Source organism: Paenibacillus plantiphilus (assembly GCF_927798095.1).
Taxonomy (GTDB): Bacteria; Bacillota; Bacilli; order Paenibacillales; family Paenibacillaceae; genus Paenibacillus_Z; species Paenibacillus_Z plantiphilus.
In genome coordinates this window covers 1-26,595 of the sequence record NZ_CAKMMF010000048.1, presented here as the reverse complement: position 1 = coordinate 26,595, position 26,595 = coordinate 1, and the positions used below count along the sequence as shown (strand labels likewise).

General features: G+C 50.3%; 18 protein-coding genes. 12 read left to right on the top strand and 6 right to left on the bottom strand.

What is annotated here, in order from left to right; translation table 11 throughout:
- Window positions 1–209 precede the first annotated feature (209 nt).
- Both L6H65_RS25530 and L6H65_RS25525 read left to right on the top strand, forming a co-directional pair.
- Complete coding sequence (locus tag L6H65_RS25530; protein ID WP_236347267.1) at window positions 210–1,313, top strand: serine hydrolase domain-containing protein; 1,104 nt, start codon at window positions 210–212, stop codon at window positions 1,311–1,313.
- 331 nt (window positions 1,314–1,644) lie between these two features.
- On the top strand, window positions 1,645–3,054 hold the full coding sequence (locus L6H65_RS25525) for a DHA2 family efflux MFS transporter permease subunit (RefSeq protein ID WP_236347273.1): 1,410 nt from the start codon (window positions 1,645–1,647) through the stop codon (window positions 3,052–3,054).
- A 119-nt stretch (window positions 3,055–3,173) separates the two neighbouring features.
- On the opposite strand, the gene L6H65_RS25520 is transcribed toward L6H65_RS25525, so the two are convergent.
- Entirely contained in the window at window positions 3,174–3,791 is a 618-nt protein-coding gene (locus tag L6H65_RS25520; RefSeq protein ID WP_236347264.1) for a TetR/AcrR family transcriptional regulator, read from the bottom strand.
- A gap of 140 nt (window positions 3,792–3,931) precedes the next feature.
- Between L6H65_RS25520 and L6H65_RS25515 the strand changes: the two genes are divergently transcribed.
- Entirely contained in the window at window positions 3,932–6,163 is a 2,232-nt protein-coding gene (locus tag L6H65_RS25515) for an MMPL family transporter (RefSeq protein ID WP_236347262.1), read from the top strand.
- 177 nt (window positions 6,164–6,340) lie between these two features.
- On the opposite strand, the gene L6H65_RS25510 is transcribed toward L6H65_RS25515, so the two are convergent.
- Entirely contained in the window at window positions 6,341–12,193 is a 5,853-nt protein-coding gene (locus L6H65_RS25510) for an endo-beta-N-acetylglucosaminidase (RefSeq protein ID WP_307728397.1), read from the bottom strand.
- 451 nt (window positions 12,194–12,644) lie between these two features.
- Between L6H65_RS25510 and L6H65_RS25505 the strand changes: the two genes are divergently transcribed.
- On the top strand, window positions 12,645–13,436 hold the full coding sequence (locus L6H65_RS25505) for a lipase family protein (protein ID WP_236347259.1): 792 nt from the start codon (window positions 12,645–12,647) through the stop codon (window positions 13,434–13,436).
- A 211-nt stretch (window positions 13,437–13,647) separates the two neighbouring features.
- Here L6H65_RS25505 and L6H65_RS25500 read toward each other — a convergent pair whose 3' ends face one another.
- Window positions 13,648–15,240, bottom strand: coding sequence for a catalase (locus tag L6H65_RS25500; RefSeq protein WP_236347257.1), 1,593 nt, complete (start codon window positions 15,238–15,240; stop codon window positions 13,648–13,650).
- A 472-nt stretch (window positions 15,241–15,712) separates the two neighbouring features.
- Here L6H65_RS25500 and L6H65_RS25495 point away from each other — a divergent pair, with 472 nt between their 5' ends.
- From L6H65_RS25495 to L6H65_RS25485, 3 genes are read left to right on the top strand one after another with little or no spacing between them, the layout of a single operon-like run.
- Window positions 15,713–16,339, top strand: coding sequence for a nitroreductase family protein (locus L6H65_RS25495; protein WP_236347254.1), 627 nt, complete (start codon window positions 15,713–15,715; stop codon window positions 16,337–16,339).
- Window positions 16,340–16,386: 47 nt separating this feature from the next.
- A complete protein-coding gene (locus tag L6H65_RS25490) occupies window positions 16,387–17,337 on the top strand; it encodes a ring-cleaving dioxygenase (RefSeq protein WP_236347251.1) in 951 nt (316 codons plus the stop codon).
- Window positions 17,334–17,948, top strand: a complete 615-nt coding sequence (locus L6H65_RS25485) for an alpha/beta hydrolase (RefSeq protein WP_236347248.1) — start codon at window positions 17,334–17,336, stop codon at window positions 17,946–17,948. The genes L6H65_RS25490 and L6H65_RS25485 overlap by 4 nt, the downstream gene beginning before the upstream one ends.
- An 823-nt stretch (window positions 17,949–18,771) precedes the next feature.
- On the opposite strand, the gene chrA is transcribed toward L6H65_RS25485, so the two are convergent.
- From chrA to chrS, 3 genes are read right to left on the bottom strand one after another with little or no spacing between them, the layout of a single operon-like run.
- A complete protein-coding gene (gene chrA / locus L6H65_RS25480) occupies window positions 18,772–19,314 on the bottom strand; it encodes a chromate efflux transporter ChrA (protein WP_236347245.1) in 543 nt (180 codons plus the stop codon).
- 30 nt (window positions 19,315–19,344) lie between these two features.
- Complete coding sequence (gene chrB / locus L6H65_RS25475) at window positions 19,345–19,932, bottom strand: chromate efflux transporter ChrB (protein ID WP_236347242.1); 588 nt, start codon at window positions 19,930–19,932, stop codon at window positions 19,345–19,347.
- Window positions 19,933–19,936: 4 nt separating this feature from the next.
- Entirely contained in the window at window positions 19,937–20,410 is a 474-nt protein-coding gene (chrS, locus tag L6H65_RS25470; RefSeq protein ID WP_236347239.1) for a chromate efflux transcriptional regulator ChrS, read from the bottom strand.
- Between the two features lie 221 nt (window positions 20,411–20,631).
- On the opposite strand from chrS, the gene ggt reads away from it, so the two are divergent.
- The 5 genes from ggt to L6H65_RS25445 all read left to right on the top strand — a co-directional run bounded on the left by ggt (window position 20,632) and on the right by L6H65_RS25445 (window position 26,357).
- Complete coding sequence (ggt, locus tag L6H65_RS25465) at window positions 20,632–22,212, top strand: gamma-glutamyltransferase (protein WP_236347236.1); 1,581 nt, start codon at window positions 20,632–20,634, stop codon at window positions 22,210–22,212.
- A 456-nt stretch (window positions 22,213–22,668) separates the two neighbouring features.
- On the top strand, window positions 22,669–23,502 hold the full coding sequence (locus L6H65_RS25460; RefSeq protein WP_236347233.1) for an ABC transporter ATP-binding protein: 834 nt from the start codon (window positions 22,669–22,671) through the stop codon (window positions 23,500–23,502).
- 9 nt (window positions 23,503–23,511) lie between these two features.
- A complete protein-coding gene (locus L6H65_RS25455) occupies window positions 23,512–24,372 on the top strand; it encodes an ABC transporter permease (RefSeq protein WP_236347230.1) in 861 nt (286 codons plus the stop codon).
- 157 nt (window positions 24,373–24,529) lie between these two features.
- Window positions 24,530–25,576: an ABC transporter substrate-binding protein gene (locus L6H65_RS25450; protein ID WP_236347227.1), complete on the top strand. Its 1,047-nt coding sequence runs from the start codon at window positions 24,530–24,532 to the stop codon at window positions 25,574–25,576.
- Between the two features lie 16 nt (window positions 25,577–25,592).
- Window positions 25,593–26,357 (top strand): cysteine hydrolase family protein, encoded by a 765-nt coding sequence (locus L6H65_RS25445; RefSeq protein ID WP_236347224.1) that lies wholly within the window; start codon window positions 25,593–25,595, stop codon window positions 26,355–26,357.
- Window positions 26,358–26,595: the final 238 nt, after the last annotated feature.

Sequence of the window (26,595 nt, the reverse complement as noted above, 5' to 3'; positions counted from 1 at the left end):
ACAAACCATTTTGAATGAATATAAAGAAACCCCACATTAGATAACATGGGGTTTGTAAACGAATTAATCGACAGTCTCTTTTTCCGCCTTACAGGGAATGTCTACATGACTTTCTCAACAGACTGGAGCCTCCTTTTGGGAGGCTTTTCTGCCTATCCAAGGCATGCAATCACACATATACGGTATTTTTCGAACAGGATATGGGCGGATTGATCGGATTGATCGGATTGATCGGATTGATCGGATTGATCGAATTGATCGAATTGATTCGGAAAATTCTGATCGTGATGGATGAAACAGGTGAAAGGGGAAGAGACATGTTGTTGAATCATCCTTATGGAGCGGCTATCGCTGCCGCTATGAATCAATTAGCGGAGAAATCGGATTTTAGCGGTTCTGTGCTGGCCGCGAAGGATGGCGCGGTGCTGTTTAAACAAAGCTATGGCTATGCAAGCCGGGAGCATGGCGTATTGAATGCGCCCTCGACCAAATACCGCATTTGGTCGATTACGAAGCTATTTACAGCTGCTGTTGTTATCATGCTTCATGAGAAGGGGCATCTGGACCTTGATCAATCAATAGCGGAAATCTCCCAGGAGCTGTCGGTATTCGACCATGCGATAACAGTACGTCACCTGTTGAATCATACCTCGGGCATCTACAGCTATACCGACAGCGAGGAGTTTGCGAGAAGGGGAAGCAAGCTCCCGCTGGGAAGAGAGGAGATGCTCCGGCATATCCATCAGCAGCCTTGCGTGTTCTTGCCTGGAGCGGCTTGCGCTTATAATAATTCTGCGTACTATTTGCTGGGAATCATAATTGAATGCTTGACTGGCGAGCATTATGAGACATATGTAAAGCGGACGATACTTGAACCGTCAGGCATGTATCATACAGGATTGGATAACAATAGCTCTATAATCTCCTCGATGGCAGCCGGTTACAGTTGGGATCGCGATGTGGGGATCAGGAAAAGCGAGTACGTCGATATTGAAACGGCCTTCTCGGCAGGAGGCCTCTACTCAACTGTAGAGGATTTGTATCTGTGGGATCGAGAACTGCATGCGGGGAGGCTGATCTCCAAGCGAATGCAGGAGCAGATGCTCACTCCTTATCTGGACGGCTATGGTCTAGGCTGGAAAATCGAGGGCAAGCACGGCAGACGCAGAGTGGGTCATAGCGGTGCATACAGAGGTTTTCGCGCCGAGTTCGACCGTTATCCCGACGATAATGCGACTGTCATCATTCTATCGAACCTGGATGCTCCCGTAGAAGAGATCAGGGATGCCATTGCAGCTATTCTGCTTCAATAACGACAGCACATAAAAAGCTGTTCTTTCCGCAGCACCGCGCGTAGCTTCCAGCGCATCGTCTCATGCAAATGGCGCACCGCGTGCAGCTCCCGGCGCGCCGTCTCATTCAAAGGCGCACCGCGTGCTGGGAACCTGGAACTGCATGCGCATGAGCTTGGGTCCATCCGAGAGGAACAGATATCCTTTGACATAGGGCGCGAGAGTATGTCATAACTATATAGGTCGAAAAATAACATTCATCGTAGAGAAGCAACTGGAGGTTAGACAATTGGAAGCGACATCAGGAATCGGCACACAGAATGAAAGGAATAATTTCAAAGTATTCCCAATTATGATTTCACTATTAATTAGCGGTTTTATCGGGATGTTCAGTGAAACCGCGCTTAACATTGCGCTGAGTGAATTAATGACGGTGCTGGAAATTACGCCAGCAACGGCGCAATGGCTGACGACGGGATATTTGCTCACGCTGGGCATACTGGTTCCGGTATCGGGGCTGCTGCTGCAATGGTTTACGACGAGGCAGCTATTCGTTGCTTCGCTTATTTTCTCGATTGTAGGAACCTTGGTTGCTGCATTGGCCCCTACCTTCGAAGTGCTGCTGACGGCGCGTGTGCTGCAAGCCGCAGGGACAGGGCTGCTGCTGCCGCTCATGTTCAACACAATTCTTATTATATTCCCGGCAGAGAAGCGTGGAGCGGCGATGGGAATAATCGGCCTTGTTATTATGTTCGCTCCTGCTGTTGGACCGACCTTCGCTGGACTGATGATTGAGCATCTGTCCTGGCACTGGATCTTCTGGGTATCGCTGCCGTTCCTTGTATTGGCGCTCCTATGCGGCATCCTGTACATGCAGAATGTGTCTACGATAACAAAACCACGGATTGATCTTCTATCCATTCTGTTATCGACAGTCGGCTTCGGTGGAATCGTGTTCGGCTTCAGCAAGGCGGGCGAAGGGACTGAAGGATGGGGCAGTACACTCGTCATCGTTTCCTTGGCGGTAGGCGTTGCTTCGCTCATCTTGTTCTCTTGGCGGCAATTGACGATGAAGCAGCCGATGATGAATCTGCGTGTGTTCAAATATCCGATGTTCGTCGTTGGACTGCTTATGGTCTTCATCTGCATGATGATTATTCTGTCCTCGATGCTCGTTCTGCCGTTGTATCTTCAGAAGGGCTTGGCGCTCTCCGCCTTCTCCGCAGGTCTGGTCATGCTTCCCGGCGGCATTCTCAACGGAATCATGTCACCGCTTATGGGCGCGCTGTTCGATAAATATGGACCGAGATGGCTTGTTATTCCGGGCTTGGCGCTCGTTGGTGTCGTGCTCTGGTTCTTAACCGGCGTTACGACGGCATCGACGCTCTCGCTTATTATTGTCCTTCATTCTTGTCTTATGATCGGCATCTCCATGATTATGATGCCGGCGCAGACGAATGGCTTGAACCAGCTGCCGCAGAGTCTATATCCTGACGGCACAGCGATTATGAACACGCTGCAGCAGGTTGCAGGTGCAATCGGTACAGCAGTTGCCGTCAGCATACTGACCAGAGGAACCGATGCTTACCTGAAAGCATCGGCTGATCCTGCCAATCCGGGCGAGCTGGCGAAGGCGATGACAGCGGGCTCGCAGGATGCCTTCATGTTCGGTGTGATCGTCACCGCTGCAGGACTTCTTGTTGCTTTCTTCCTGAAACGCGTGCGCGTGGACAAGGATGCAGCCCGAGGCCCGATGCATTAACTGCACGCTTCTGGCAGCGGACAATCGATTCATCTAATCACAAAAAGCAAGAGCCTCAAGCTAAAGCCATGCGAAAAGTGGACTGAAGCTTGAGGCTCTTGCTTTATACGTCTTTTTGCTTACCGAGGGGCAAGCCCCATTAAGAACAGCTGCACAATCTCGGTCGCTGCCTCGCTTGGTGTCAACATGCCCTCTTGCAGTTCCGGCTGATTGCGCATCAGCATGAGCATCGAGAACGCATGAGCGAGAAACATCGCATTGCCAGACCTGATAAGCCCTTCATTCATCGCCGTCTGGAATACACCGGCAAGCAGGATATGAAGCTGCTGCTCTTGCTGTCTAATCTGCGTAATTTGATCATGGCTCAGAACAGCTGAAGCCTTGCGCATCAAGGTTTCAAACTCGACATGCGAGTGGCGCAGCAAGCCTTCTGCCAGCTTCTGCAGCTTCTGAGAAAGGTCAGGCTCACTTAGAATCAGCTCTTCACTTCTTGCCAATGCGGTTCGCAGCATGCGCAGAATCGATTCCGTGAAGAGTGTTCCTTTATCCTTGAAGTGATGATAGACGGTCGCCTTGGTTACACCGCATAGAGTCGCCACCTCCTGCAGAGATACCTTATCATAGCCCAGCTCCATAAATTTCCTTGCTGCCGTCATAAGAATTTGATTGCGTGTCGCATCCGATCGTTTGCCTCGCGGACGTCCAGTACGAGATTTGATTGGCTGATTGTCTTCCATTTATGTCCACACTCACTTATAGTCATAAAGTTTTAACGATTATCCATTGAAATATCTACCCAAAGGTAGATATAATCATTAAGGGATCAATTAATTGTACACCTGAACCCGTGATTTTGAAAATGGAGGATGAATAGTAGATGGCACAAGACGGCTGGTTAAGAAAATATGGAGAGCTCGTAGCGGGCAAGCGAACCAGATGGATCACGATCTTTATTTGGGTCTTCACCGCCGCGATCCTAAGCATGACGCTGCCGCAGGTAGGTCAGAAGGAAATCAACAATGCTCCGAATCTGGAATCGACTGAACCTTCTGTCGTTGCCAGTCAAGTTATCGAAGAGCAGTTCCCAAGCTCATCAGGGCTGCCAGCCCTTCTCGTATGGCATAACGAGAGCGGCATTACGCCAGATGATCTGGCACATGTCAAAGAGCTTTCCTTACAGCTTAGCGACAACCCGCTGGAAGGTCAAACCGAGCCTGTCCCTTATCATCAATTACCTGATGCTGCACTGATGGACCAAGTATCCAAGGATGGAACGACCTTCATTCAGCCTATTTTCTTCTTAGAGTCCACGGATACGGAAACACTGGACTCCAATCTGGAGAAGATTAAAGAAACCGTTGCTGCCGCTGTTGGTCATAATCCATTCGAAGAAGCGACGGACAGCACGAAGCTTAGTGCGCGGGTTACAGGTCCAGCGGGGATCGCAGTGGATGCGACAGCTTTGTTCAGCGGTGCAGACGTATCACTTCTTATCGCGACTGTAATTATTGTTCTTGTTATTCTGCTGCTCATCTATCGTTCACCTATTCTGGCATTCATTCCACTTGTAGGTGTCGGCTTTGCCTATGGGATTACCAGTCCTCTGTTGGGCTGGATGGCTGGCGAGGGCTGGATTACGGTGGATTCGCAAGGGATTTCAATTATGACCGTTCTATTATTCGGTGCCGGTACGGATTATTGCTTGTTCCTGATCTCCCACTTCAGGCAGGAGCTTGCGCGTCACGAGAATAAAATGACAGCTTTGATGAACGCCGTTAAGGATGCGACTGGCGCGGTGGCTATGAGCGGCTTCACCGTCGTGCTCGCCTTGCTTGCTCTTCTGCTTGCGAAGTACGGAGCGTATCACCGCTTTGCAGTGCCGTTCAGCCTCTCGATTTTTATTATGGGTATTGCTAGTCTTACACTCGTTCCTGCCATTCTGTCCGTCATTGGGCGCGCCTCCTTCTACCCGTTCATTCCGCGTACGCTTGAGATGAAGCAGCAACGGGCTGCCGCCAAAGGCAAGCCGCTGCCAAATCAAACTGCCAAAGGCGGATTCGGTCTAGCGATTGGCAATCTCGTCATACGCAAGCCCATTGCCGTTACCGTTATTTCGGTGATTGTGCTTGGAGTATTAGCGGGTTTTGTTCCTCAGGTCAAATATAATTACGATATCCTCTCTTCCTTTCCAAAGACGATGGAATCTCGTGAAGGTTACGATATTATTGCCAAATCCTTCTCCTCAGGGTCTCTAGCGCCAGTCACTGTCGTGGTGGATACGGAAGGCAAGGAAACCGGCATCGCCAACTACCTGAAATCCTTGGAGCAGGTCGCGCTACTCTCTGAGCCAACCGCTGGCGTTAAGAATACGGACCTGCAATCCTATTCCATCACGCTCAGCATGAATCCTTATTCATTGGAAGCGATGAGCTTTATTCCGGAATTAGAATCCAAGGTTGCTGCATACTTGAGCGAAACAAGCGGGATCAGCTCCCCAAAGGTGTGGATCGGCGGTCAGACAGCTGAGCAGCATGATACGAAGGTCGTCGGTGATCGTGACCGGAATGTTATTATTCCTGTCGTTATCGTACTGATTTCCCTCGTTCTGCTCATCTATCTGCGCTCGATTGTCGCTATGCTGTATTTAATCGGGACGGTCCTGCTCTCCTATGGCGCAGCACTAGGCCTTGGCTGGATTATTCTGCATTACTTCATGGGTGTCGAAGGCATTCAAGGGTCTATACCGTTATATGCTTTCGTATTCCTTGTCGCACTCGGTGAGGACTATAACATCTTCATGGTCTCAAGCATTTGGCAAAAACGCAAAAGGATGCCTCTTCTGCAGGCTATAAAGGAGGGCGTCAGTGAGACTGGCGGTGTCATCACTTCGGCGGGCCTGATACTGGCAGCAACGTTTGCAGTGCTTGCTACATTGCCAATTCAGGTGCTTGTCCAGTTTGGGTTGATTACAGCGCTTGGCGTCCTGCTGGACACCTTCGTTGTCCGTCCATTCCTCGTGCCAGCCATTACGGTTCTGCTCGGTCGCAAAGCGTTCTGGCCAGGCCGTGTTTATGAACCAGCTGAACCATCTATACAACGGAGCAACTAAGAGACTTCGAGCATCCTAGAGACTTCGAGCACTCGAAAAAGCGAGCCTATCCATAACGAATGGACGGCTCGCTTTTTTACTGCCCGTTGCTAATTTATTACCCCCAGAATGAAAATGGGAGCTGGGGGCTACCTTCTAATTTCCCATAAAGCAGTCTTTATCAACGCAAGTATCAATTTATTTCAAATAATTCAGTATGAATTGAGCGGTCTCGGCTCTTGTTGCCGGAGCATTAGGGGCAAACTGTCCCCCGGAACGGCCTTGTACCAGACCTAACACCGCTGCTCCCTTCACGCTCTCCTGTGCCCACGGAGCTATAGTCGCTTCATCGCTGAAGGAAATGCCGGCACTTGAAGGCAACGTTTCATTTTCCATTTTATAGGCGCGCATCAGAATCATAACGATCTCCTGACGACTGATCATGGCACTCGGTTCAAAATGGTCTGCTGTCCGGCCGTTGACCAGTCCTGCTTTAACCATCTTGGCCAGATCATCATGATACCAGGCGTCGGAAGCCACATCGGTAAAGGCCAGCTCGCCTTTGTCCTGCAAATTCAAGGCATTTGCTGCGAGCTTGACGAATTCCGCTCTTGTTATCATTCGGTTAGGCTGATATTCGCTTGGGGAAATGCCCTGAATCAGATGTTTCGCCGCCAATATCTGAATCGTATTCAATGCCCAGTGGTTAGTCTGAACATCGGCGAAATTCACCTTGTATTCAAGCAGCGCGTAGGTTCCATCTTGCTGAACATCCGCTTCCATGAAATCTCCGTTGCGGGTTCCGCCCAGATAAGTTAATGAGCCGTTGTCTTCCACTTTATAAATACCGAGCAATCCGGCATTCAAGGAATTATCGACCGGCAGCTTCACTTTTACTGGCTTCGCCGCTCCGGCAAGCGGATAAGATTTGCCTTCGTCAGTTACGATGCTGATAGCAAGCGCAACAGCGTTGCCGTTAAGCGCGACATTGGCTCCTGCTTTCACTGCCGCTTCGCTTAATGTTTTCGGATTTACTGCGACATGAATTTTGCTGCCGTCAAGCTGCTCTTTATCCAGAGAAGCTATCAATTGCTTCAGCGTTTCCGGCGCAATATCGATAGTCAAGTTGTCCGTTTGAATTTGCAATGTGTTATTTCCGAGCAGCTCGTCCACATTAATCGGCAGCTCGATGTCCTTCACCGCAGAATCGACTGGAATGATAACGCTGCCGTTCTCGGACGGCTTCGTCAATTCGCCCGCAGAAACAACTGCTTTGCTCGGATCAGCCGGTTTCGGGTTTGACGGGATGATAACCGGTCCCGTATTTGTCGGTGGAACATATACGACAAGAATATCGTTCTTTGCTTTCGCCAGATTGGCGTAAGCTTGGCTGAGCAGTTCATGCGCGGCGTCCTGCGCCAGCTTTCTGGCTTCGGTGTAAGCGGCGCTGGCTTTCAAGGCCGCAATCGAATTCGCTGTATAGTTGGCGTTATCAACCAGCGCATGGATTTCCGCCAGAAGCGCTTGCAGCTGATTCCATTCCGCCGTATTTCCTTTTTCGACTGCAAATACAATTTCCTCGCTTGTCGCCGCAGCCGAATACGTTTGACCGTTCGCAGCAACCGTGTTAGTCACGACTATTTTGTAGCGTCCCGCGTCGTTCAGGGCCACGTTTGGCAATTCGAGGGCAGCGCCGGTCGCATCTGCGATTGGATTGCCGTCTTTATACCATTGATAGCTCAATGTTCCCGATGCTGATGCTTCGACTGTGAAGCTTACTGCATCGCCAGGGGCCGCAGGGTTCTTGGTGGCATCGACACGCCCGATTGCCGGCTGGTCAACAACGACTCCCGCAGGAACAACCGTCAAGGTCAACTCGTTGCTTGTAAGCGTGGCCGGTTCAACTCCTTCCTTCCCGGTCAGCACGACACGGAACATGGAGCCGTTATTCTCAGCCTGAGCTGTGAAGCTGTAGACAGCCGAAGTTACATCCGTGCGGTTCCACGCATCCCCCGCAGGAGCCTTCACTTCCCAAACCATGGCATCCACGCCGCCGTCTGCGGCAACCTGAAGATCGACTTGATCGCCTTCGGTAACCGTTTTGGCAGACTCCAGATTCGTAATAAACGCCATTGTTTTCGATGGATCAATGACCCAGCGCGCTTGCAGCGTCATATTGTCTGTTACTGTATCGGTGGCAAAATTCCATTTCTGATCGTTCCAGTACCAGCCGTCAAGCAGATGGTTTGTTTTCTCCACGCCGACGGGCTCGCTGATGGTGGAACCATATGCTGCGTCTGTAATATCCGCAGGAGGATTTGAGCCGCCGTCTGTATTAAAGGTGATCGTGTGCAATCCGTTGTAGCCGTCATATTTGACGCTGCTTGGATACGGGTAAGGCACATTTGCCCATAGTTCCAGTTCTGTCAGCACAGCCATAGAGGTTGCGCTTTTCGTAACATCAAGCTTGAAGTATCTTCCTTTCACTGGCGAAGCGAATGTTTCGCTGAAAGGCTGCGCAGCATTGCCAACATAAGGGCTGCCGATCGTCGTATAGGTTGTGCCATCCACGGAAGAGCTGATTGTGAAATCTACAGCCCTGTAAGTGCTGGAATAGGCAGACATATTGAAGACCTTCATATCAACCTCTTTGCCGAAATCCATAATAACGTGCCCCGGCAAGGTGCTGGCCATTGAATACGTAGATGTTTGTCCGTCAACAAGATTGGACAGTTGGGTAAAGCTCGCGCCGCTTAATGTGCTCGCGCGGGCTGCATTCTCGTATCTGGCAACCGTAACTGCCTTGTCGGGATCGACCTGTTTCTTGATCTGATCCGCGAAAATCCGTGTCGGCTGTCCCGCCGTCATGTCAAGCCCGGTCCCGGACAAATTCAGCGCGATCAGCTCAGGGAATGCCGTCTGGTCACCGTACACCAGATTTTTCAAGGTAGAATTCGAAGCATCCAGCAATTGCAGCTTGCTGTTCCCGGCAATATTCAATTGCTGCAGATCAGTAATACCGTTGAAGGCTTCACTTGTAATTTGCAGCAAATCCTTGTTATTCGACAGATCGATGCTTGTAACCTTGGAAGGGAAGCTCGATGCGTTCAGCGTCTCAATCTTGTTGTTGGATACGTTCACATCCGTCATATTGGCGATGAGCTTTAATCCCGTCAAATCCTTAATATTGCGATTGGACAGGTCCAACGATCCCGTTATTTTATCTAGATCGCTGCTCTTCGTGTACCCTTGTTCGATTAAGGCGTTCAGCAGAGCCGCGTCAGGGAACATCTCGGAATTGATATTAGGGTCCCGTACAATTAATGAAGCAGATTTGTTGCCTGCATAGTCTTCCATAACGAGCGTAATGATGCTTGAAGCGGACGCAGGCGTTACAAACAAGGAGCTCTTAACAGTACGTCCGCGAACAATATACGGCTTCTTGCCGGAAGAATAGGTGGTATCGAACTGCATCGCCATTCCATTCTCATAAACGTGCAGATAACGCCAGTCTCTTGTGTTCGGCATCGGCAAGCTGAGCGTATTGCCGTTCCAGGACCAAGCTTCCGCATACGTTTCAATTGTCTTGTCGATAAAATTGCCGCTAGCTGCAACCGGGTGCCGATTGCCCACTGCAACGCTGACAATATAGTCATCCCCATTGATCGGCATGTCCGTAAACACGGTGGAAGTCGAACCGGCGGAGACGGTCTTGGTCTCGGATACTGGCTGAGCCGTTGTAATCCAGTTCAGCGATTTCACGCTTACTGTAATCGCGTCGGATGCGCCCGCAGGATTCGTCCAGGATACGGCAAACTCTCCGTTTTCTCTGGAATCAACCTCGATGCCGGATACAGCGGCGTCCAGATCGAAAGGCTGTGTTGCAGCCGCACCCTCGCGGCCATCCGCTCCTACCGGAACTACTTTCACAACTCCCGAACGGGCAGGCAGTTTTTTGATGTAGAACGTTTGATCATATTTGCCGCCAACGAATACATCATTAACGTAGACATTGTAATTTTTGACCTGAGAATAATCGGTATTCATATTCCAACGGATCACCATTTCGTTCGTATCGGTGAACGCGTTAGTCAAGACAAGACCTGTCGGAGCGGCTGGAGCAGCGACTGTGCCGTCATAAATCCGAATTTGCCCGACATTCATTTGATAGTCCGCAATCGCGCTTCCGTTCGGAGCAAAAACAAGGCCGAAAGCGGCGATCGTTTTACCGGCGTGCGCGCTGAGATCCAGCTCTGTTGTCGTCCAGCCCGTTGTTTTACTGCCGTCAGCGACAGGAACTTGAACAACCGTGCCCGGCTGATCTTTGAAGATAATGCCGATTGACATCGAAGAGGCATCAGCAGCCGATGGTTTATTGTAGGCAATCGACAGCTTCGAAGCCGCCTTGACATCCAGTTCAGTTTTATACAAACGCAGGAAGTTCTCGGCATCGAGATTGCCGTTTACAACAAGTGAGCTTCCTCCGTCGTATCCTCCGATTTGCTCATAGGTGAAGGAGGGGTCTTTCTTATATTTGGAACCGTAATCGTAATCGACTGTCAGCCTGCTGCCGGCAGTATCCTGCCACCACTGCCAGGTTGCCGGTACATCCTGCAAGCTCATGTTGGACCATTCGTCATTGTTTGAAATTGTACCGGCTTTGTAGTAGGACAAGCCATGTCCGGTGTTGAAGCTCGTATAGAAATTGCTGTCGCCAATGACGGAACGCTCAGCAATTACGGACGATATGCCCGGCCATACTGTGGAAGCGGCCGTCTCGCGGGGATTTGCGTTCGGACTCGACCACCATTGCTGCTCTCTCTTCTTCGTATCCCACTGATAGTCATTATTTGCCCGGTCATTCGACGGCCAAGGCAAATTATCATTGTAACCGGCATGAACGAAGTCGGCTCCAAGCGTAGCGATGCTGACGAGCGGCACACCGCCCGCATCCAGCTTGTTTTTGAGCGCATTAACGTTTGTTGAGGTGAATCTGTCGCGTCCTGCTTCCAGACCGGCGAAGCCGACATCATAGATGGAATAGTTGGTGCCGGAATTGGTATTCAACTGATCCAAATAAGTTTTTGCGCTATTAATCTGGGACGAACCCACGCCGTAATCGAAGAAATAGGAGTCAGAGACGGGCTCTCCTTTATTTTTGTCAAAGAGGAACGAGATATTATTATCTCTGAAAGTTCTTGCGAATGTATTGGAACCGGTGGATGTATCCAGGGAGTCATACCATTGCACGTACAAACCGCCTTTTTTCAACGTCTTCATAAATTCTATATAGTCCGGAATATCGCTCGTTTGAACGTTGGGGCTTACTTCTTCCTGATTGATGAAATATCCGTCATAGCCGAAGTAGTTGGCCATTTCGATCATTTTCTTCGCGACTGGAAACTCGCCGTTCTCATCTTTAACAATCATTTGTTTATACGTCTGCTGTCCGCGGTCATTGTTGGAGAAGAATACGCCGGCTAAGGACAACACGCCGTTCTTGTGAGCGGCATCTGTATACGTCGGGTTCGGGATATTCAGCATGCCAAACTCGAACCATTTCTGCTTCCAGTCCGACTGCGCCACATCATCGTAGTATTCAGGCGGTGTATAGGCCGAAGCCGTTCCATGCCAAGGAGACCAATAGTCCACATACTGCCAGAAGCCGAAGTGGTATTGAGCAAACTTGTTTGTATAGGCTGCATTTTCGATAAAAGCATTGCCGTAATCACCGCTAACGTTGGTCATCTTAACGCTCGGGTTCAGGTTCGGCTTAGCCTGTGTGGCCGCAAACGGAGCGACCCTCTGTTGCAAAGGAACGAAGGAACGCAGCTGTTCCGCATCGCGGTCCGTTTCCGGACTCCAGTCCAGAATTTGGCCGCTCGTGTACCCGTGCACGCTCGGCTGGTTTACGCCGTGTGCGGCGTCTCCTTTGAAGGGCCAAGTATCGCCTGCCTCTACACGAAGAGGAAGGCCAGTGGCAACCAACGCAACAATTAATAATACTGCAGTGATTCTAGAGATCACTTTTTTATTTATGCGCATGTTCATGTGTCAGTCTCCTTGTTGTAAAATTGAACAGCTGTTCTGCAGAACATCTCTTGTCGGGCTGCTCTGCTGCAGCCCCTCCAATATTGCGGTCTTTCATACAACGGTTTCGTTACCCTGGCATCTTATAACCATTCTTAGTCCCTTAAGGCTTCTCCTCCCTCTGGCATGATTTACTTGTAATCTCAATCTATCGTATGAAACCCCTTACAAATAGAGTTGAAATTAAAGATAAGCTGGACAAACTAAAGAAAGTGTATGAGATTATCAAATTCGGATAATCGATTTGTCTGGTCAAAACGAGCAAATATGCGATAAGCATTTACTCTCGACTTCGCTTGCAACATCTATTTGTCCGCCTGCCCGACAAATTATTTAGGAATTAAAGGAATTTTTCCACATAATATAGAATTATGATTTGATAGCAAGTTAACATTTATTGGAGGGGTAATTAATGAGCAATACTGCGAATGCATCTTTTATTTCTTGGGGGGGATTTGTGGAGGTTGCGTATGACATGTATGACAGCAACTCTCGGAATCCGATTACGCCGGCTAATTTCCCAGCAGGATGGAATCGGATTGCCAATGTGACGATGGATCCAGGTGTAGCCATATTCAAGGAGCTGGAGTTTGCGGGGTTTATTGCAGAGTCAATCGAGAATCCACAACATCAGGTCGTCGTCTTTCGCGGTACGGAAAGTGTATTGGATTGGTTGTCGGACTTCGAGTTTATATTGGAAACCTTCACAGAGGTTCCGAACGCTGGAAGAACGGAGCAGGGCTTCACGAATCTCTACCGGACGATGCAGGTTGAATATGCGGATGCGAGCAAGCCTTCCGTATCGCTGATGGCATATGTGGATAGTCTGAGTGCGGGAACAGAGCTTACGGTAACGGGGCATAGCTTGGGAAGCGCATTTGCCACCCTGCATGCTTTTATCGCCAGCAGCAAGGGGTTTGCAGTAGAGCTGATTACCTTTGCTTCGCCTAGAGTCGGGGATCGCGCTTTTGTTGAAGCCTTCGAGAAAACGACAATTCGGAATACGCGGATTTACAACATACCGGACATCGTGCCTAAAGTTCCGATTGAGCTTGCCGGTTATCATCATGTCGAGCCGAGCATAGCGATCAATTCGACGTTGTTTCCCATCAAGCACTCCATCTCCTGCTATCATTCCCTGAACACGTATCTGTTCGTGCTGGGTGATGAGGGAGCAGATATATCGGGCTGCAAGACAAGCTAATCGTCAGTGGCAGCGATCATTGAAATGAGCCAACCGGCATCATGCACGGGTTGGCTCATTTTTTATTGCCGTGTAAGTGTGAAAAACCCGTTTTACGGAGTGGCCGAAGGTGATTGAACGACCGTGTAAGCATGTGAAAATATCTTACAGCCAGCAGCGTGGCAGATGAAGTCTATGTTGAAGCAGTGCTGCTTGCCATCTTACATATAAATCAGTAAGGATCTGCTCCGTGCCCGAGCTGCTCTGCTTTCTTAATGGCAGGGTGGGTCTCCGCCAGTCCGCTTGCCTTTATTTTTTGCTTTGCTGCGGAGATTCCTTCCGAGACGCGTTTCCCATATTCGGAATCGGCCTCTGTGAGATACCGGATCACTCTGTTCTGGATTCCTTCTGTGCAGGAAACCAACGCATTCGCTAGATTGGTGACAAGCTCATCGCGCTCCCAATCCTCGAAGGCGCGATAGGTATCGCCCGCCTGCTTGAAGTCATGGGGCTTGTCGATCTTATGGCGAACGAGCCGGGCATCATAATGCGGCTCATGCTCCTTCCCGCTCGGTGGAGCTTCCTGCAAGCCGCCGAGGGAGGAAGGCTCGTAATTGACATGTGGATTCTGCTCTGGCGAACGGTCTACGTGGTACAGCATTTGTCCGCCGCTCTGATTCGTAGCGACCCGTGTCTTGGGTGCATTGATGGGCAGCTGCAAATAATTCGAGCCCACGCGATGCCGCTGCGTATCGGAATACGAGAAGGTTCTGCCCTGCAGCAGCTTATCGTCGGAGAAGTCCAGCCCATCGACCAGCACGCCTGTTCCGAATGAAGCCTGCTCTACCTCGGCAAAATAATCGTCAGGGTTGCGGTTTAGCGTCATTTTGCCTACTGGGAGAAAAGGAAACTGATCTGCCGGCCACAGCTTGGTAGGATCAAGCGGATCGAAATCCAGCTCAGGATGCTCGCCATCGTTCATAATCTGGACGCATAGCTCCCACTCTGGATAGTCGCCCCGCTCGATGGCCAGATACAAATCCAATGTCGCATGGTTGAATTCCGTGGATTGAATCTCGTTGGCATCCCGCTGCAGCAGATTTTTGATGCCTTGCTTGATCGGCTCCCAGTGATATTTGATCAGAACGCCATCGCCTTCCTTGTTCACCCACTTGTATGTATTGACGCCGGAGCCTTGCATTTGCCGATAGTTGGCGGGAATTCCCCATGGGGAGAACAGGAAGGTGATCATATGCGTTGATTCCGGGCTCATCGAGATGAAATCGAAGAATCGCTCCATGCTCTGGGCGTTGGTGAGCGGATCAGGCTTGAAAGCATGCACCATGTCCGGGAACTTCAACGGGTCCCGAATGAAAAAGATCTTCAGATTGTTGCCTACCAAATCCCAATTGCCATCCTCGGTATAAAATTTCACAGCGAAGCCGCGCGGGTCCCGCAGCGTCTCCGGTGAATGCCCGCCATGAATAACGGTGGAGAAACGGACAAACACAGGGGTTTGCTTGCCCTTCTCCTGAAATAGCTTGGCGCGTGTAAAAGTGGATATCGGCTTGCCTCCGACATCGCCATAGGCCTCGAACACACCGTGTGCTCCGGCTCCTCTGGCATGGACGACCCGCTCAGGGATGCGTTCACGATCGAAGTGAGTGATTTTCTCAATAAAATGGTAGTTTTCCAGCGTCGTCGGTCCCCGATTGCCCACTGTGCGGACGTTCTGATTGTCTGAGATGGGATGCCCCTGACGGTCGGTCAGGATGTTGCCCGCTGCATGATCGAGACTGGCAGGAGTAGAGGTTTTGTCGCTCAAGTGTTGAACCGCCTTTCATAAATTTGTCAGTTTAGTATGTCCAGCACCTCTCCATTCAACTCGCAGCAATCAAATAATACAGAGGGTTGACAATTACCTTAGAATAAAGTATCTTTAATTTAAGATAAATGATGTCGCGATAATAATTGCAAGTTGAACGATGGATGATTGAGGGTAAGAGATAGCACGAGAATCGCATCAATGGTGCGAGAACAGCGTGGGAACCAGCAAGGAACCAGCGCGAGTGCGCATCGCCAGAGCAGCACGAAACAACGTGCGAAACAAAGTACGAAGCGAAGAACGAAGCGAAGAACGAAGCGAAGTACGAAACAAAGTACGAAACAAAGTACGAAACAAAGTACGAAACAAAGCGGACATAGCGAAAAAAGTACCGATTTTTTCGAGATATATCTTAATTTTAAGATAAAACAATTCATTCAAAATGGATATACCAAATAGGAGGGGTTTAATTATGAACGATTTCACATCATTAGTGAAGGCGCGCAGGTCGGCCAACAAATTTATACCCGGGGTGGAAATAACGGAGCGATATCTGGATGAGATATTCAATCTGGTGAAATTCGCACCTTCTGCTTTTAACCTGCAGCATGCGCAGTACATCGTTGTCCAAGATCCAGAGATCAAGGAGCGCGTATATGAGGCAGCGGGAAAACAGTACAAGGTCCAGACGTCATCGGCTGTGATTATCGTCCTTGGCAACAAGGAAGCTTATAAGGATGCGGCCCGAATTAATGAGGGACTTCTTCACTTGGGTGTGATGAATCAGCAGGAATACGATGGGACCGTCGGATATGTTCACAGCTTCTATGAAGAAAGGGGCGAGACGTTCATGACGGAGGAAGCGATTCGCAATGCAAGCCTGTCCGCCATGCAGTTCATGCTGATCGCCAAGGATAAGGGATGGGACACATGCCCGATGATCGGTTTCGATCCGGAAGCGCTGCGAAAGGCGCTGAATATTCCGAGGACGCATGTGCCTGCCATGATGATAACGATCGGCAAGGAGGATACTTCGAGCGTGAGGACGCGCGGATATCGCAAGCCGGTAGGCGAGTTTGTCAGCTACAACACATTTTGAGGCGAGGCGCATGAATGGCAACAAAAAATCAAAGGAGATGAGAGATCATGCTGCAACCAACCGCAGGGATTCATCATATTACAGCTTTCGTAGGCGATGCTCAGGAAACCGTCGATTTCTATGCAGGAGTGCTGGGACTCAGACTGGTGAAAAAGACGATTAATTTCGACGCGCCGGAGGTATATCATTTATATTTCGGCAATGAGATTGGAGATCCGGGTACGATAATAACGTTTTTCCCATGGGCGGGCTCTCGCAAGGGTCGTATCGGTGGAGGTCAAGTCGGCATTACAAGCTATGTTGTTCCTTCAGGGGCATTAAGCTTTTGGCAGGATCGTCTGGATAAGTTCGGTATTCCCGTTACGAAAGTGGAACGCTTCTCGGAGACATATTTGCAATTCAGTGACAAGGCCGGACTGCAGCTTGAGATTGTTGCGCGGGAGGAAGGTTCGGGCAGCGCATGGTCGTTCGGCGGAATTCCTGCGGATAAGGCGATCAAAGGGTTCGGAGGGGCTGTTCTGTACAGTGGGGCTCCCCGCAAAACAGCAGAGCTGCTCGTCAATGTGATGGGTCTGGAGAAGGTTGGTGAAGAGGGCGCGTTCGCGCGTTACAGAGCAACAGGCGATTTGGGCAATATGATCGACCTCAACATTGAGCCTGTGGAAATGGGGGTCGGCGGCTCAGGAACGGTGCATCATATTGCATGGCGCGCCAAAGATGACGCAGAGCATGCCCTGTGGAGAAGCCATGTTGAGAGCAAAGGACATCATCCTACGCCGATTGTAGACCGCCAGTATTTCAATGCGATTTATTTCCGCGAAAGTGGTGGCATACTATTCGAAATTGCAACAGATCCGCCAGGCTTTGCGCGTGATGAGGAGGCGGACAAGCTGGGAGAGAAGCTCATGCTGCCAGAATGGTATGAGCCGGCTCGTTCGAGGATTGAAGCGAATTTGCCGCATTTCGAGGTTCGGGAATTGGAGGAGATGAAGCTATGAAACATATTTTTCAACAAGGGAAGGATGAGAATGCGCCTGTGCTGCTGCTGCTTCATGGTACGGGCGGTACAGAGCGCGATCTTCTGCCGCTTGCGGGACGGATTGCGCCGGATTCCTCTTTGCTGAGTGTGAGAGGGAATGTGTTGGAGAACGGAATGCCGCGATTTTTTCGCCGATTGGCTGAGGGGGTATTCGATGAGGAGGATCTCGTTTTGCGCACGGCGGAATTGAATGCCTATCTTGAGGAGGCGGCTGTACAGTATGCATTCCGGCGGGACAATATAGTGGCAATCGGTTACTCCAATGGCGCCAATATTGCCGGAAGTCTGCTCTTCCATTATCCCGATGTGCTAAGAGGGGCGATTCTGCATCATCCTATGGTGCCGATCAGGGGAGTGGAGCTTCCAGATCTGTCGGACATTCCGATCTTCATCGGGGCGGGCAATAATGATCCGATCAGCTCGCCGCACGAGACTATCGAGCTGGAATCGACGCTGCGGAGTGCGGGGGCAGAGGTTTCTATTCATTGGGAAAGCGCGGGACACCAGCTCACACAGTCAGAAGTGGATGCCGCTGCAGCTTGGTATCGGAACCATATCGCGGGGCACTGATAAGGTGCGGCTGTGTGACATCGGAATTCAAACGGCCCGCAAGAACATTCGAAATGCTGCATAGCTGTCATTGTGCTAATCATTAAACCGTCTGTGAGCGATAGACAGCCGTCATCTAGCGTTGCATCGCGCACTGGGAGCTGCGGGATGCAACGCTTTTTGTGTGGCACGTTGTATCCATAATGTTCATATCTAATCAGGCGCGTGATACGTCGAAACGATATCTAAACTAACTTTTCTCGGTCGCTTGCTATAGGTACTAATCTCTTCACGCTACTGCAAAAATACAGCAACTTTACAGGATTTTCGGGATTTAGGCCGTTGTTGCTGCAAATATACAGTTGAATCGGCGGAAATTAAGGATAAGGTGGTTGATAACAAAAATTTGATGTATTTTCTCAGTTGTTGGAGTAGAAGTGGGGCTTGGGAGTGAAAAGAAGTGTATTGTTGCAGTTGTGAAGGTGCGGTAGGGTTAGTGCATGCGACGAAAATCGTAAATTTCAACGTAGGTGGCGGGCCGTCTGCACGCCAATACACAAAGCGTGAACGCGCCCGGCGCATCGGCGCATCTGAATTGCAAGGCGCAATTTCGCCCGGCGCATCGGCGAACCTGAATTGCAAGACGCAATGCGCCCAGGGGGCATCGGTGCGCTTGAATTACAAAGCGCAATGCGCCCAGGGCATCGGCGCACTTGAATTGCAAGACGCGCGAACGTCCCTAGCGCGTCCGCACGCAATTGGCGTGCCTACCACGGCCCCCCGACCTCGGGGCCCGCGAACGTGAAAAAGAGTTGAGCCGCAGCTGCTGCGGTTCAACTCTTTTTCACATGGTAAACCGCGACAAGACTAATCCGCCATAGGCGAAGGCGCATACAATAACGATGGCGGGATGGATTTTCTTGATCGCCATCGCCCAGAATGCAACAGCGGCAATGCCGAGCGATTGCCATATGCCTATCGTTTCATGAGAGGTGACACCCATCGTCCATGTGAGCAGCAGCATCATGATGGCGATAACGGGCTGCACGAGCAGCGTCATGCCTTTGACTACTGGTGATTGGCGGTGGCGCTGCATGATCTTCAGCAGCACGATAAGTGCAATGGCGGAAGGCACGATAGTTGCGGCTAATGCGGCGACAACCCCGACGACCCCTGCCACATCGTAGCCGACATAAGCGGCGATCTTCGTTGCGATTGGTCCGGGCAATGCGTTGCCCAGAGCCAAAATATTGGAGAAATCATGGTCGCTTGTCCACTGGTGGTGGACAACGATCTCTTGATACATAAGCGGAATGGAGGAGGGGCCTCCGCCGTATCCGAGTACATTTGCGATGAAAAAACCGATAATAAGCTCTAACCAGTCCATGCTGCATCTTCCTTCTTATGTTGTGTGCCTCTACTTGAACAAGGATGAGTTCTTGAATCGTGTCATTGTCTTCATATGAATGGCGCCGTAGGCCAGGAATATAACGACGACAATCGCTGGATGTACGTGGAAGGTTTGCAGGAGCAGGAAGGAGACGGCGAAGAATACAATGCCAAGTCCCTTGCCGAGCCCCTTCACCGCCCGCTCGCCAAATTCATAGGCCATCATGCCGAGCATGACCGCCACGACAGGAACAACAGCGGCGATGATCCCCTGCATCACACTAGAGCTGCTCAATAGTGTGACGACGGATAACAAGCTGATCATGGCAATTGCCGAAGGCAGGATGTGCGCGATTACAGCAACGCACGCCCCCAAGGTTCCCTTCAGTCTGTAGCCTAAGTATGCGGCAATCTTCGTCGCAATAGGTCCTGGCAGCGCGTTGGCGATGGCTAGTGTATCGCCGAACTCTTCATCCTCCAGCCACCTGTAGCGGGTGACAGCCTCATAACGGATTAGCGGTATTACAGATGGCCCGCCGCCATAGCCAAGAATGCCGGTTTTGACCATCGCCCACACGATTTGTCCATAGATGCTGCCTTCTTTCGAATGTGCCATCGCGTTACAACCTCATTCCCATACGGCTTTTATACCTGGTAATCAGAACCTGGCAGTCCACGCTCATTATTCCCGGAAGAGGATATAATTTCTCCTTCATAAAATTTTCCATCTCCTGATTGTTCATGAATAGCCCGTGCATGTGAAGCTTGCTCGGTCCTGTCATATGATAGAGACTCGTCACAACAGGCTCCTCCGACAGTTGATCCGCAACCGCCTGAAGACATTTGGGCTCCACCTCCACGTTGAAAAAAGCAGACACATGAATGCCGATTTTCTCAGGATTAATAACGGCGGTGAATCGTTCGATAACGCCCGCCTCCATCAACGCATTGATGCGTGACTGTACGGCTACACGGGATAACCCGATCTCTTTGGCAAGATCCGTGTAAGATATTCTGCCATTTCTATTGAGTTCAGCAATGATTTTGCGGTCAATCTCATCAATTTGTACGGGTGGCAGCTCATTTATAGGCATAAGTATCAGCTCCTAAGGGTAATGATGATATTTTCAATGCGAATGAAAGAAGTTAAACTGACTTACTCTTTGATCTAATATATATCTAAAAATATGCAAATTCAATGAAAAAATATAATTTTGATTGCGAAATTTCAAATTTTGTTGCGTTGGCAACTATATTCATGGTATTTTTGTGTTCAAAAAATGTTAGATATTCTATCATCTTGTGAGGGGATTAGATGGAAAAGCCGATTATGGGTACACAAACGATGGTGGTCAGTCCGCATTATCTAGCTTCGGCGGCAGGGGCGCGCATGCTGGAGAGAGGCGGCAATGCTTATGATGCCGCAATTGCTGTCAGTGCTTGTCTGGCGGTTGTCTATCCGCATATGACGGGCTTGGGCGGTGATTCCTTCTGGTTGTCCTGCCATAGCAAGGAAGGCAAGGTGAGGGCGTATAACGGAAGCGGGCGTTCCGGCTATGGCGCGTGTATGGATGCTTTTGAAGGCGAGAGCTTCATTCCGGTGCGTGGTGTGAGAAGCGCAATTACGGTCCCGGGTATGGTGGATGCTTGGGCGGCTGTTCATGGGGAATATGGGAGATTGAGCTTTGCGGAGGTGCTCCAGCCTGCTATTCAATATGCGGTTGACGGATTCCCGATGTCCAGGGACCAGTATGAGAATACGGTGCTGAATGAAGCAGTTTTATTGCAGAGCAGTACGGCCGGCAGCATTTATTTGCCTGGCGGCAAGGCAGTGGTGATCGGGCAACGGTTCGTTCAAGCTGGACTGGCTGAGTCGCTTAAAGCGGTTGCGGCAGGAGGCAGGGACGCTTTCTATAAAGGGGCAATTGCGGAGGAAATCGTGCGCTTCGTTCGCTCTGAGGGTGGATTGCTGACCCGGGATGATTTCGCAGATCATCGCGGGAATTGGGTGGAGCCGATTGTTGGCTCGTATCGCGGTCATTCTATTTACCAGCTGCCCCCGAATTCGCAGGGTTTTGTTGGCATCATGGCGCTGCAGGTGTTGGATAAATTCGATTTCAATACGATTGAGCATGGCTCGTATGACTATTATCATCTGATGATTGAGGCGTTGAAGCTGAGCTTCCGCGACCGCAACAAGTATTTGACCGATCCCGAGTTCTCGGCGGTTCCGCTTGATAGGCTGCTTAGTGAGGCTTATGCCGCAGAGCTGGCGGGCAGTATCCGTATGGACAAGGCATGTGATATCTCGACAGAAGCTGTCGGAAGTGACACGGCCTATGCGGCTGTCGTCGATGGGGAGGGGAATGCCGTTTCTTTCATCCAAAGCTTGTACTTTGAGTTTGGCTCCGGCGTGGTGGCGGGGAATACGGGAATTCTGCTGCAAAATCGCGGCTCGTTCTTCTCGTTGGACCCTCATCATGTGAACAGCTTGCAGCCGCATAAGCGCACCTTCCACACGTTGATGCCTGCAATGGCATGCCTGGATGGAAAACCGCGATACCTGTATGGCACTCAGGGCGGGGAAGGTCAGCCCCAGACGCAAACGGCGCTGCTGACCCGCATGGTTGATTATGGGATGAACCCGCAGCAAGCGATTAATGAGCCGCGATGGGTGTGGGGAAGAACCTGGGGCAAGCCGACGCAGGAATTGAAGCTGGAAGGTCGTATTGGGCCTCAAGTAGTCGATCTGCTGGCCCGTTCAGGGCATCTTGTTCGTGTCATGGGCGACTTTGACGGGATTATGGGTCATGCGCATGCGATATCGATTGCTCCAGAGGGCTTCTTGACTGGCGGGACGGATCCGCGCTGTGATGGTGCGGCAATAGGGTGGTGATCTGTATAAAACGAACGAAAGATAGGGGCAAAGGCGCTGCGCAGGCAGAAGGATCTTCCGATCGCTGTTGTTCCCGGATTTCCTGATCGTAATGGGCAAGGTTGAAAGCCGGGAACAAAGGCGAACGCTACGCTTCTACAGATTCCTTCTTCCTGCTCCGCTCCCTTGGCCGCTTCTTTCATTCGGTTTATTTAGATTTAAAAGGAAAAGGGAATGTAGATCTCGAAGTGAAGATTTTGTGTCATATAATCTGACTTTAATGAGCTTCCTATAAGGCAGTATCTGACATGGATATTGCTATAATATACTTATATCTCCATATTATATCGATTTAGGGAATCTAAGACTGTATTTTCGATAAACTTACGTAATATAATCTAACATATAGTGTTGACGTTATGAAAACACATCGTTATAATAAAGAAAAAAACCTGACGTTTCGAATGAGGTGATGAGATGTTACAGGCAAAAAGTAAAGAAATAGAAGAAAGAGATTACAAAGAGAAAGTTATAGAGGGAAATGAGGAAAACCCTGCCAGCGCGAAAACGATTGTGAAGCTGAAGGGCATCCGCAAGCAGTACAACACCGGCGTATTAGCTATCGACCATGTTTCGCTTGATATTCAGGAAGGCGAATTTGTATCTATCGTTGGCCCATCTGGCTGCGGCAAATCCACATTGCTTCGAATTATTGCAGGCTTGGGCGACTATTCCGCAGGCAGTCTGGAGATTGCAAGCGGGGATGCGAACGGCAAAGGAAGCAAGGACAGCGGGTTATCCTACGTGTTCCAGGATGCAACGTTGATGCCGTGGAGAACAGTGATCGACAATGTAATCCTGCCGCTGGCTCTAAGGAAGGTGCCAAAGGCAGAGCGTGAAGCGGCTGCCATGGAGAAGCTCAAGATGGTTGGGTTGGAGAAATATGCAGATTCTTATCCGCGGCAGCTGTCCGGCGGGATGAAGATGCGGGTATCGATCGCGAGGGCGCTCGCATCGGGGCCTAAGCTGCTGCTGATGGACGAGCCCTTCGGCGCATTGGACGAGATGACGCGATTCCGCTTGAACAGCGAGCTTCTTCAGATTTGGCAGGACACGGGCATTACGGTCGTTTTCGTCACGCATAATGTTCAGGAAGCTGTGTTTCTATCTACCAAGGTAGTGGCGATGAGAGCGCACCCGGGAAGAATTAGAGAGATTGTACCTATTGAGCACGCCTATCCAAGAGGGGATGAATTCCGTTCATCCATGGCATTCACTGAGTTGTCCGCTACGATTTCAAGTCTACTGTGAGGTGCTTCTATGATTACAGCTGTTGAGGAAAGACAAGCCGGCACGGAAGCTTATGAGGCTGTCAAGCAAGTAAAGATGAAGATGAAGCGGAGAAAGCTGAAGGGATATACACCGCCTGTATTGCTCTTCCTGTTCATCCTTGTGCTATGGCAAAGCAGCAATAAGTTATTCGGCATCGAGCCCTACTTGCTGCCCGCCCCAACGAAAATCGTTCAAGCGATTATTGATAATTTCTCCAGCTTGATGCAAGCAAGCTACATGACCTTCATCGCATCGATGGGCGGTTTTGCGCTCAGTATCGTCGTTGGTGTTCTGGTCGCCATATTCATGGCGCAGTCAAAGGTCGTGGAGAGAAGCATCTACCCCTACGCGGTTGTGCTTCAAACCGTGCCCGTCGTATCGATTGCTCCAATTATCATCGTATGGATGGGGCCAGGGCTGAATTCTATTCTGCTCATCTCGTTCATCGTCTCTGTATTCCCGATCATTACGAATACGTTGACCGGACTATTATCCACAGAGCACAATCTGGTCAATCTGATGTCGCTCTACCGAGCCTCCTGGTGGCAAAAGCTGTGGAGACTGCGCATACCGTTCGCCACTCCGTACATTTTGACGGGGATGAAAATATCAAGTGGCGCAGCCGTAATCGGTACTATCGTCGGCGAATATCAAGCAGGGATCGGAGGGAGCGACGGCGGACTTGGCTATGTGATTACAGTTGCCGCAACTCAGCTTAGAATGGACTATCTATTCGCGGCCGCCATCGTATCCTGTGTGATGGGATTCATGGTATTCATTCTGGTCAATATGATCTCGAACCTGGTTCTGCGCAACTGGCACGAATCAAGCATTGAGATGGAGAACTAGCAGAACCAGCAGAACTAGCAGGACTGAGAGAACCAGCAGAACCAGCAGAACCAGCAGAACCAGCAGAACTAGTAGAACCAGTAGAACTAGTAGAACAAGCACAGCAAGCAGTAGGAGTTAAGGAACAACAAACTATGCGGCAGAGGGGTTATACATCATGAGAAAATCAAAATCTACGTTTGGGCTCGTCATATGTTTGCTAATGGTTACAGTGCTCGTCTTGTCAGCATGCGGCAATAATGATAGCAAAGGAAGCGACAAGGCGGCTAACAATGGCGCGGCGTCGGATAATACGGCAGGAGCTGACAAGCCCAAGGAGCTTGCAGAGATCAAGCAGGTGCTGCAATGGTATGCAGGTCCTGAGTTCGGGGGCCAATATGAAGCTGATATTAAAGGCTATTACGAGGAAGCGGGCTTGAAGGTTGAGACGCAGCAAGGCGGAGCAAGCGTATCGTATATTCAATTGGTTGCCTCTGGAAAAGCGGAGTTCGGCATTGCGCAAGGCTATGAAATTCTGCAAGCACGCGAGAACGGCATTCCTCTCGTTGGTGTGGCTGCTATTTTTCAGAAGAGTCCGCAATCGCTCCTGTTCCACTCGGATATGGAATTCAACGACTATTCGGATCTGAATGGCAAGACAGTTATCATTCAGCCGGGCGTCGCTTATTGGGAATATATAAAGAAGAAATATAACATCAAAGCCAAGGAAGTGGCCTACAACGGCACTTTGAATGCATTCCTTGCAGACAAGAACGCGGTGCAGCAAGGCTATGCAACGAACGAGCCCTTCTATGCGAAGAAGGAAGGCTTCGACGTTAATTATAAGCTGAATTCGGATTCCGGCTTCAACCCGTATCCTGACGTTATTTTCACAACGGAGAAATATATCGAAGAGAACCCGGAAATCGTCAAAGCGTTCGTACAAGCATCCATGAAGGGCTGGGAGAGCTATAACGCCGATCCAACTGCCGCGCATAACAAAATGAAGGAAGAGAACCGCGATCTGGATATGGACGGGGCCAAATACGGCTGGGAAATTCAAACGCCGCTGACCGTTGACGGCGATGCCGCGACGAACGGTATTGGCTATATGACCGAAGCGCGCTGGACGGAGCTGTACGAGGCGATGAAATTCGTAGATTTGCTGAAGAAGGATCAGGACGTGACGAAGGCGTTCACGACAGAATTCCTTCCGGCCCAATAAGAAGCGAGGTGGAGGCATGAACAAGCTTGGAACGGGCAGGAGACATTGGATGGTGGATGAGCATCGGGCTGATCTTACGAGTCCTGCTCTCCCCGTCCGGCCTGTTACTTTCGCTGCAGAGCCGCAGGATGTAACGGTGGATCTGAACAAGTCGGCAATTATCGTTATTGATATGCAAAATGATTTTTGCACCGAGGGCGGCTGGCTGCATCATATTGGCGTTGATGTATCCGGGGCGAGTCAGCCTGTGGAACCGCTCAATCGGCTGCTGCCCGCGCTTCGGCGCGAAGGCGTTCCTGTTCTGTGGGTGAACTGGGGCAATCGCGCGGATCAGCTGAATATAAGCCCATCCCTGCAGCATGTGTACAACTCATCAGGTACAGGGAACGGGCTCGGTGATCCGCTTCCGGGCAATGGCTCGCCTGTCCTGCAAAAGGAGGGATGGGGAGCTGCTCTTGTGGAGTCGCTGCATGCGGAGCCGTCGGATATTCGGGTGGACAAGTACCGGATGAGCGGATTTTGGGATACGCCGTTGGATTCTATTTTGCGCAACATGGGCATCCAAACGTTATTCTTCGCGGGAGTCAACATTGATCAATGCGTAATGGCTACGCTGGAGGACGCGGTCTGTCTCGGTTATGACGCGATTCTGCTGGAGGACTGCTCGGCAACCACCTCTCCATCGTTCTGTCTGGAGGCTACTTTATATAACACGAAGCAATGCTATGGATTTGTTGCACGATCATCATCCGTCATGCAAGGGATAGAGCGAACAAGCTGAAAAAGGCAGCTTGCCTATAGGCTTACGGCTTACAACAATGCGATTTCCATATACTGTATGCGATGATGTGTCGCGGTTCCAATACAGCACAGGCACATTGTCGCTGTAAGTAGGCAATTGGACCTCTGTCAAGAAAGTAGACACCAACTAACGTTGCTTACAAATGCTTTTATAGTACTCAGCTTCAAATCGGTCAGGAGATAGGTAACCCAATGAACCGTGGATTCGCTTCCGGTTA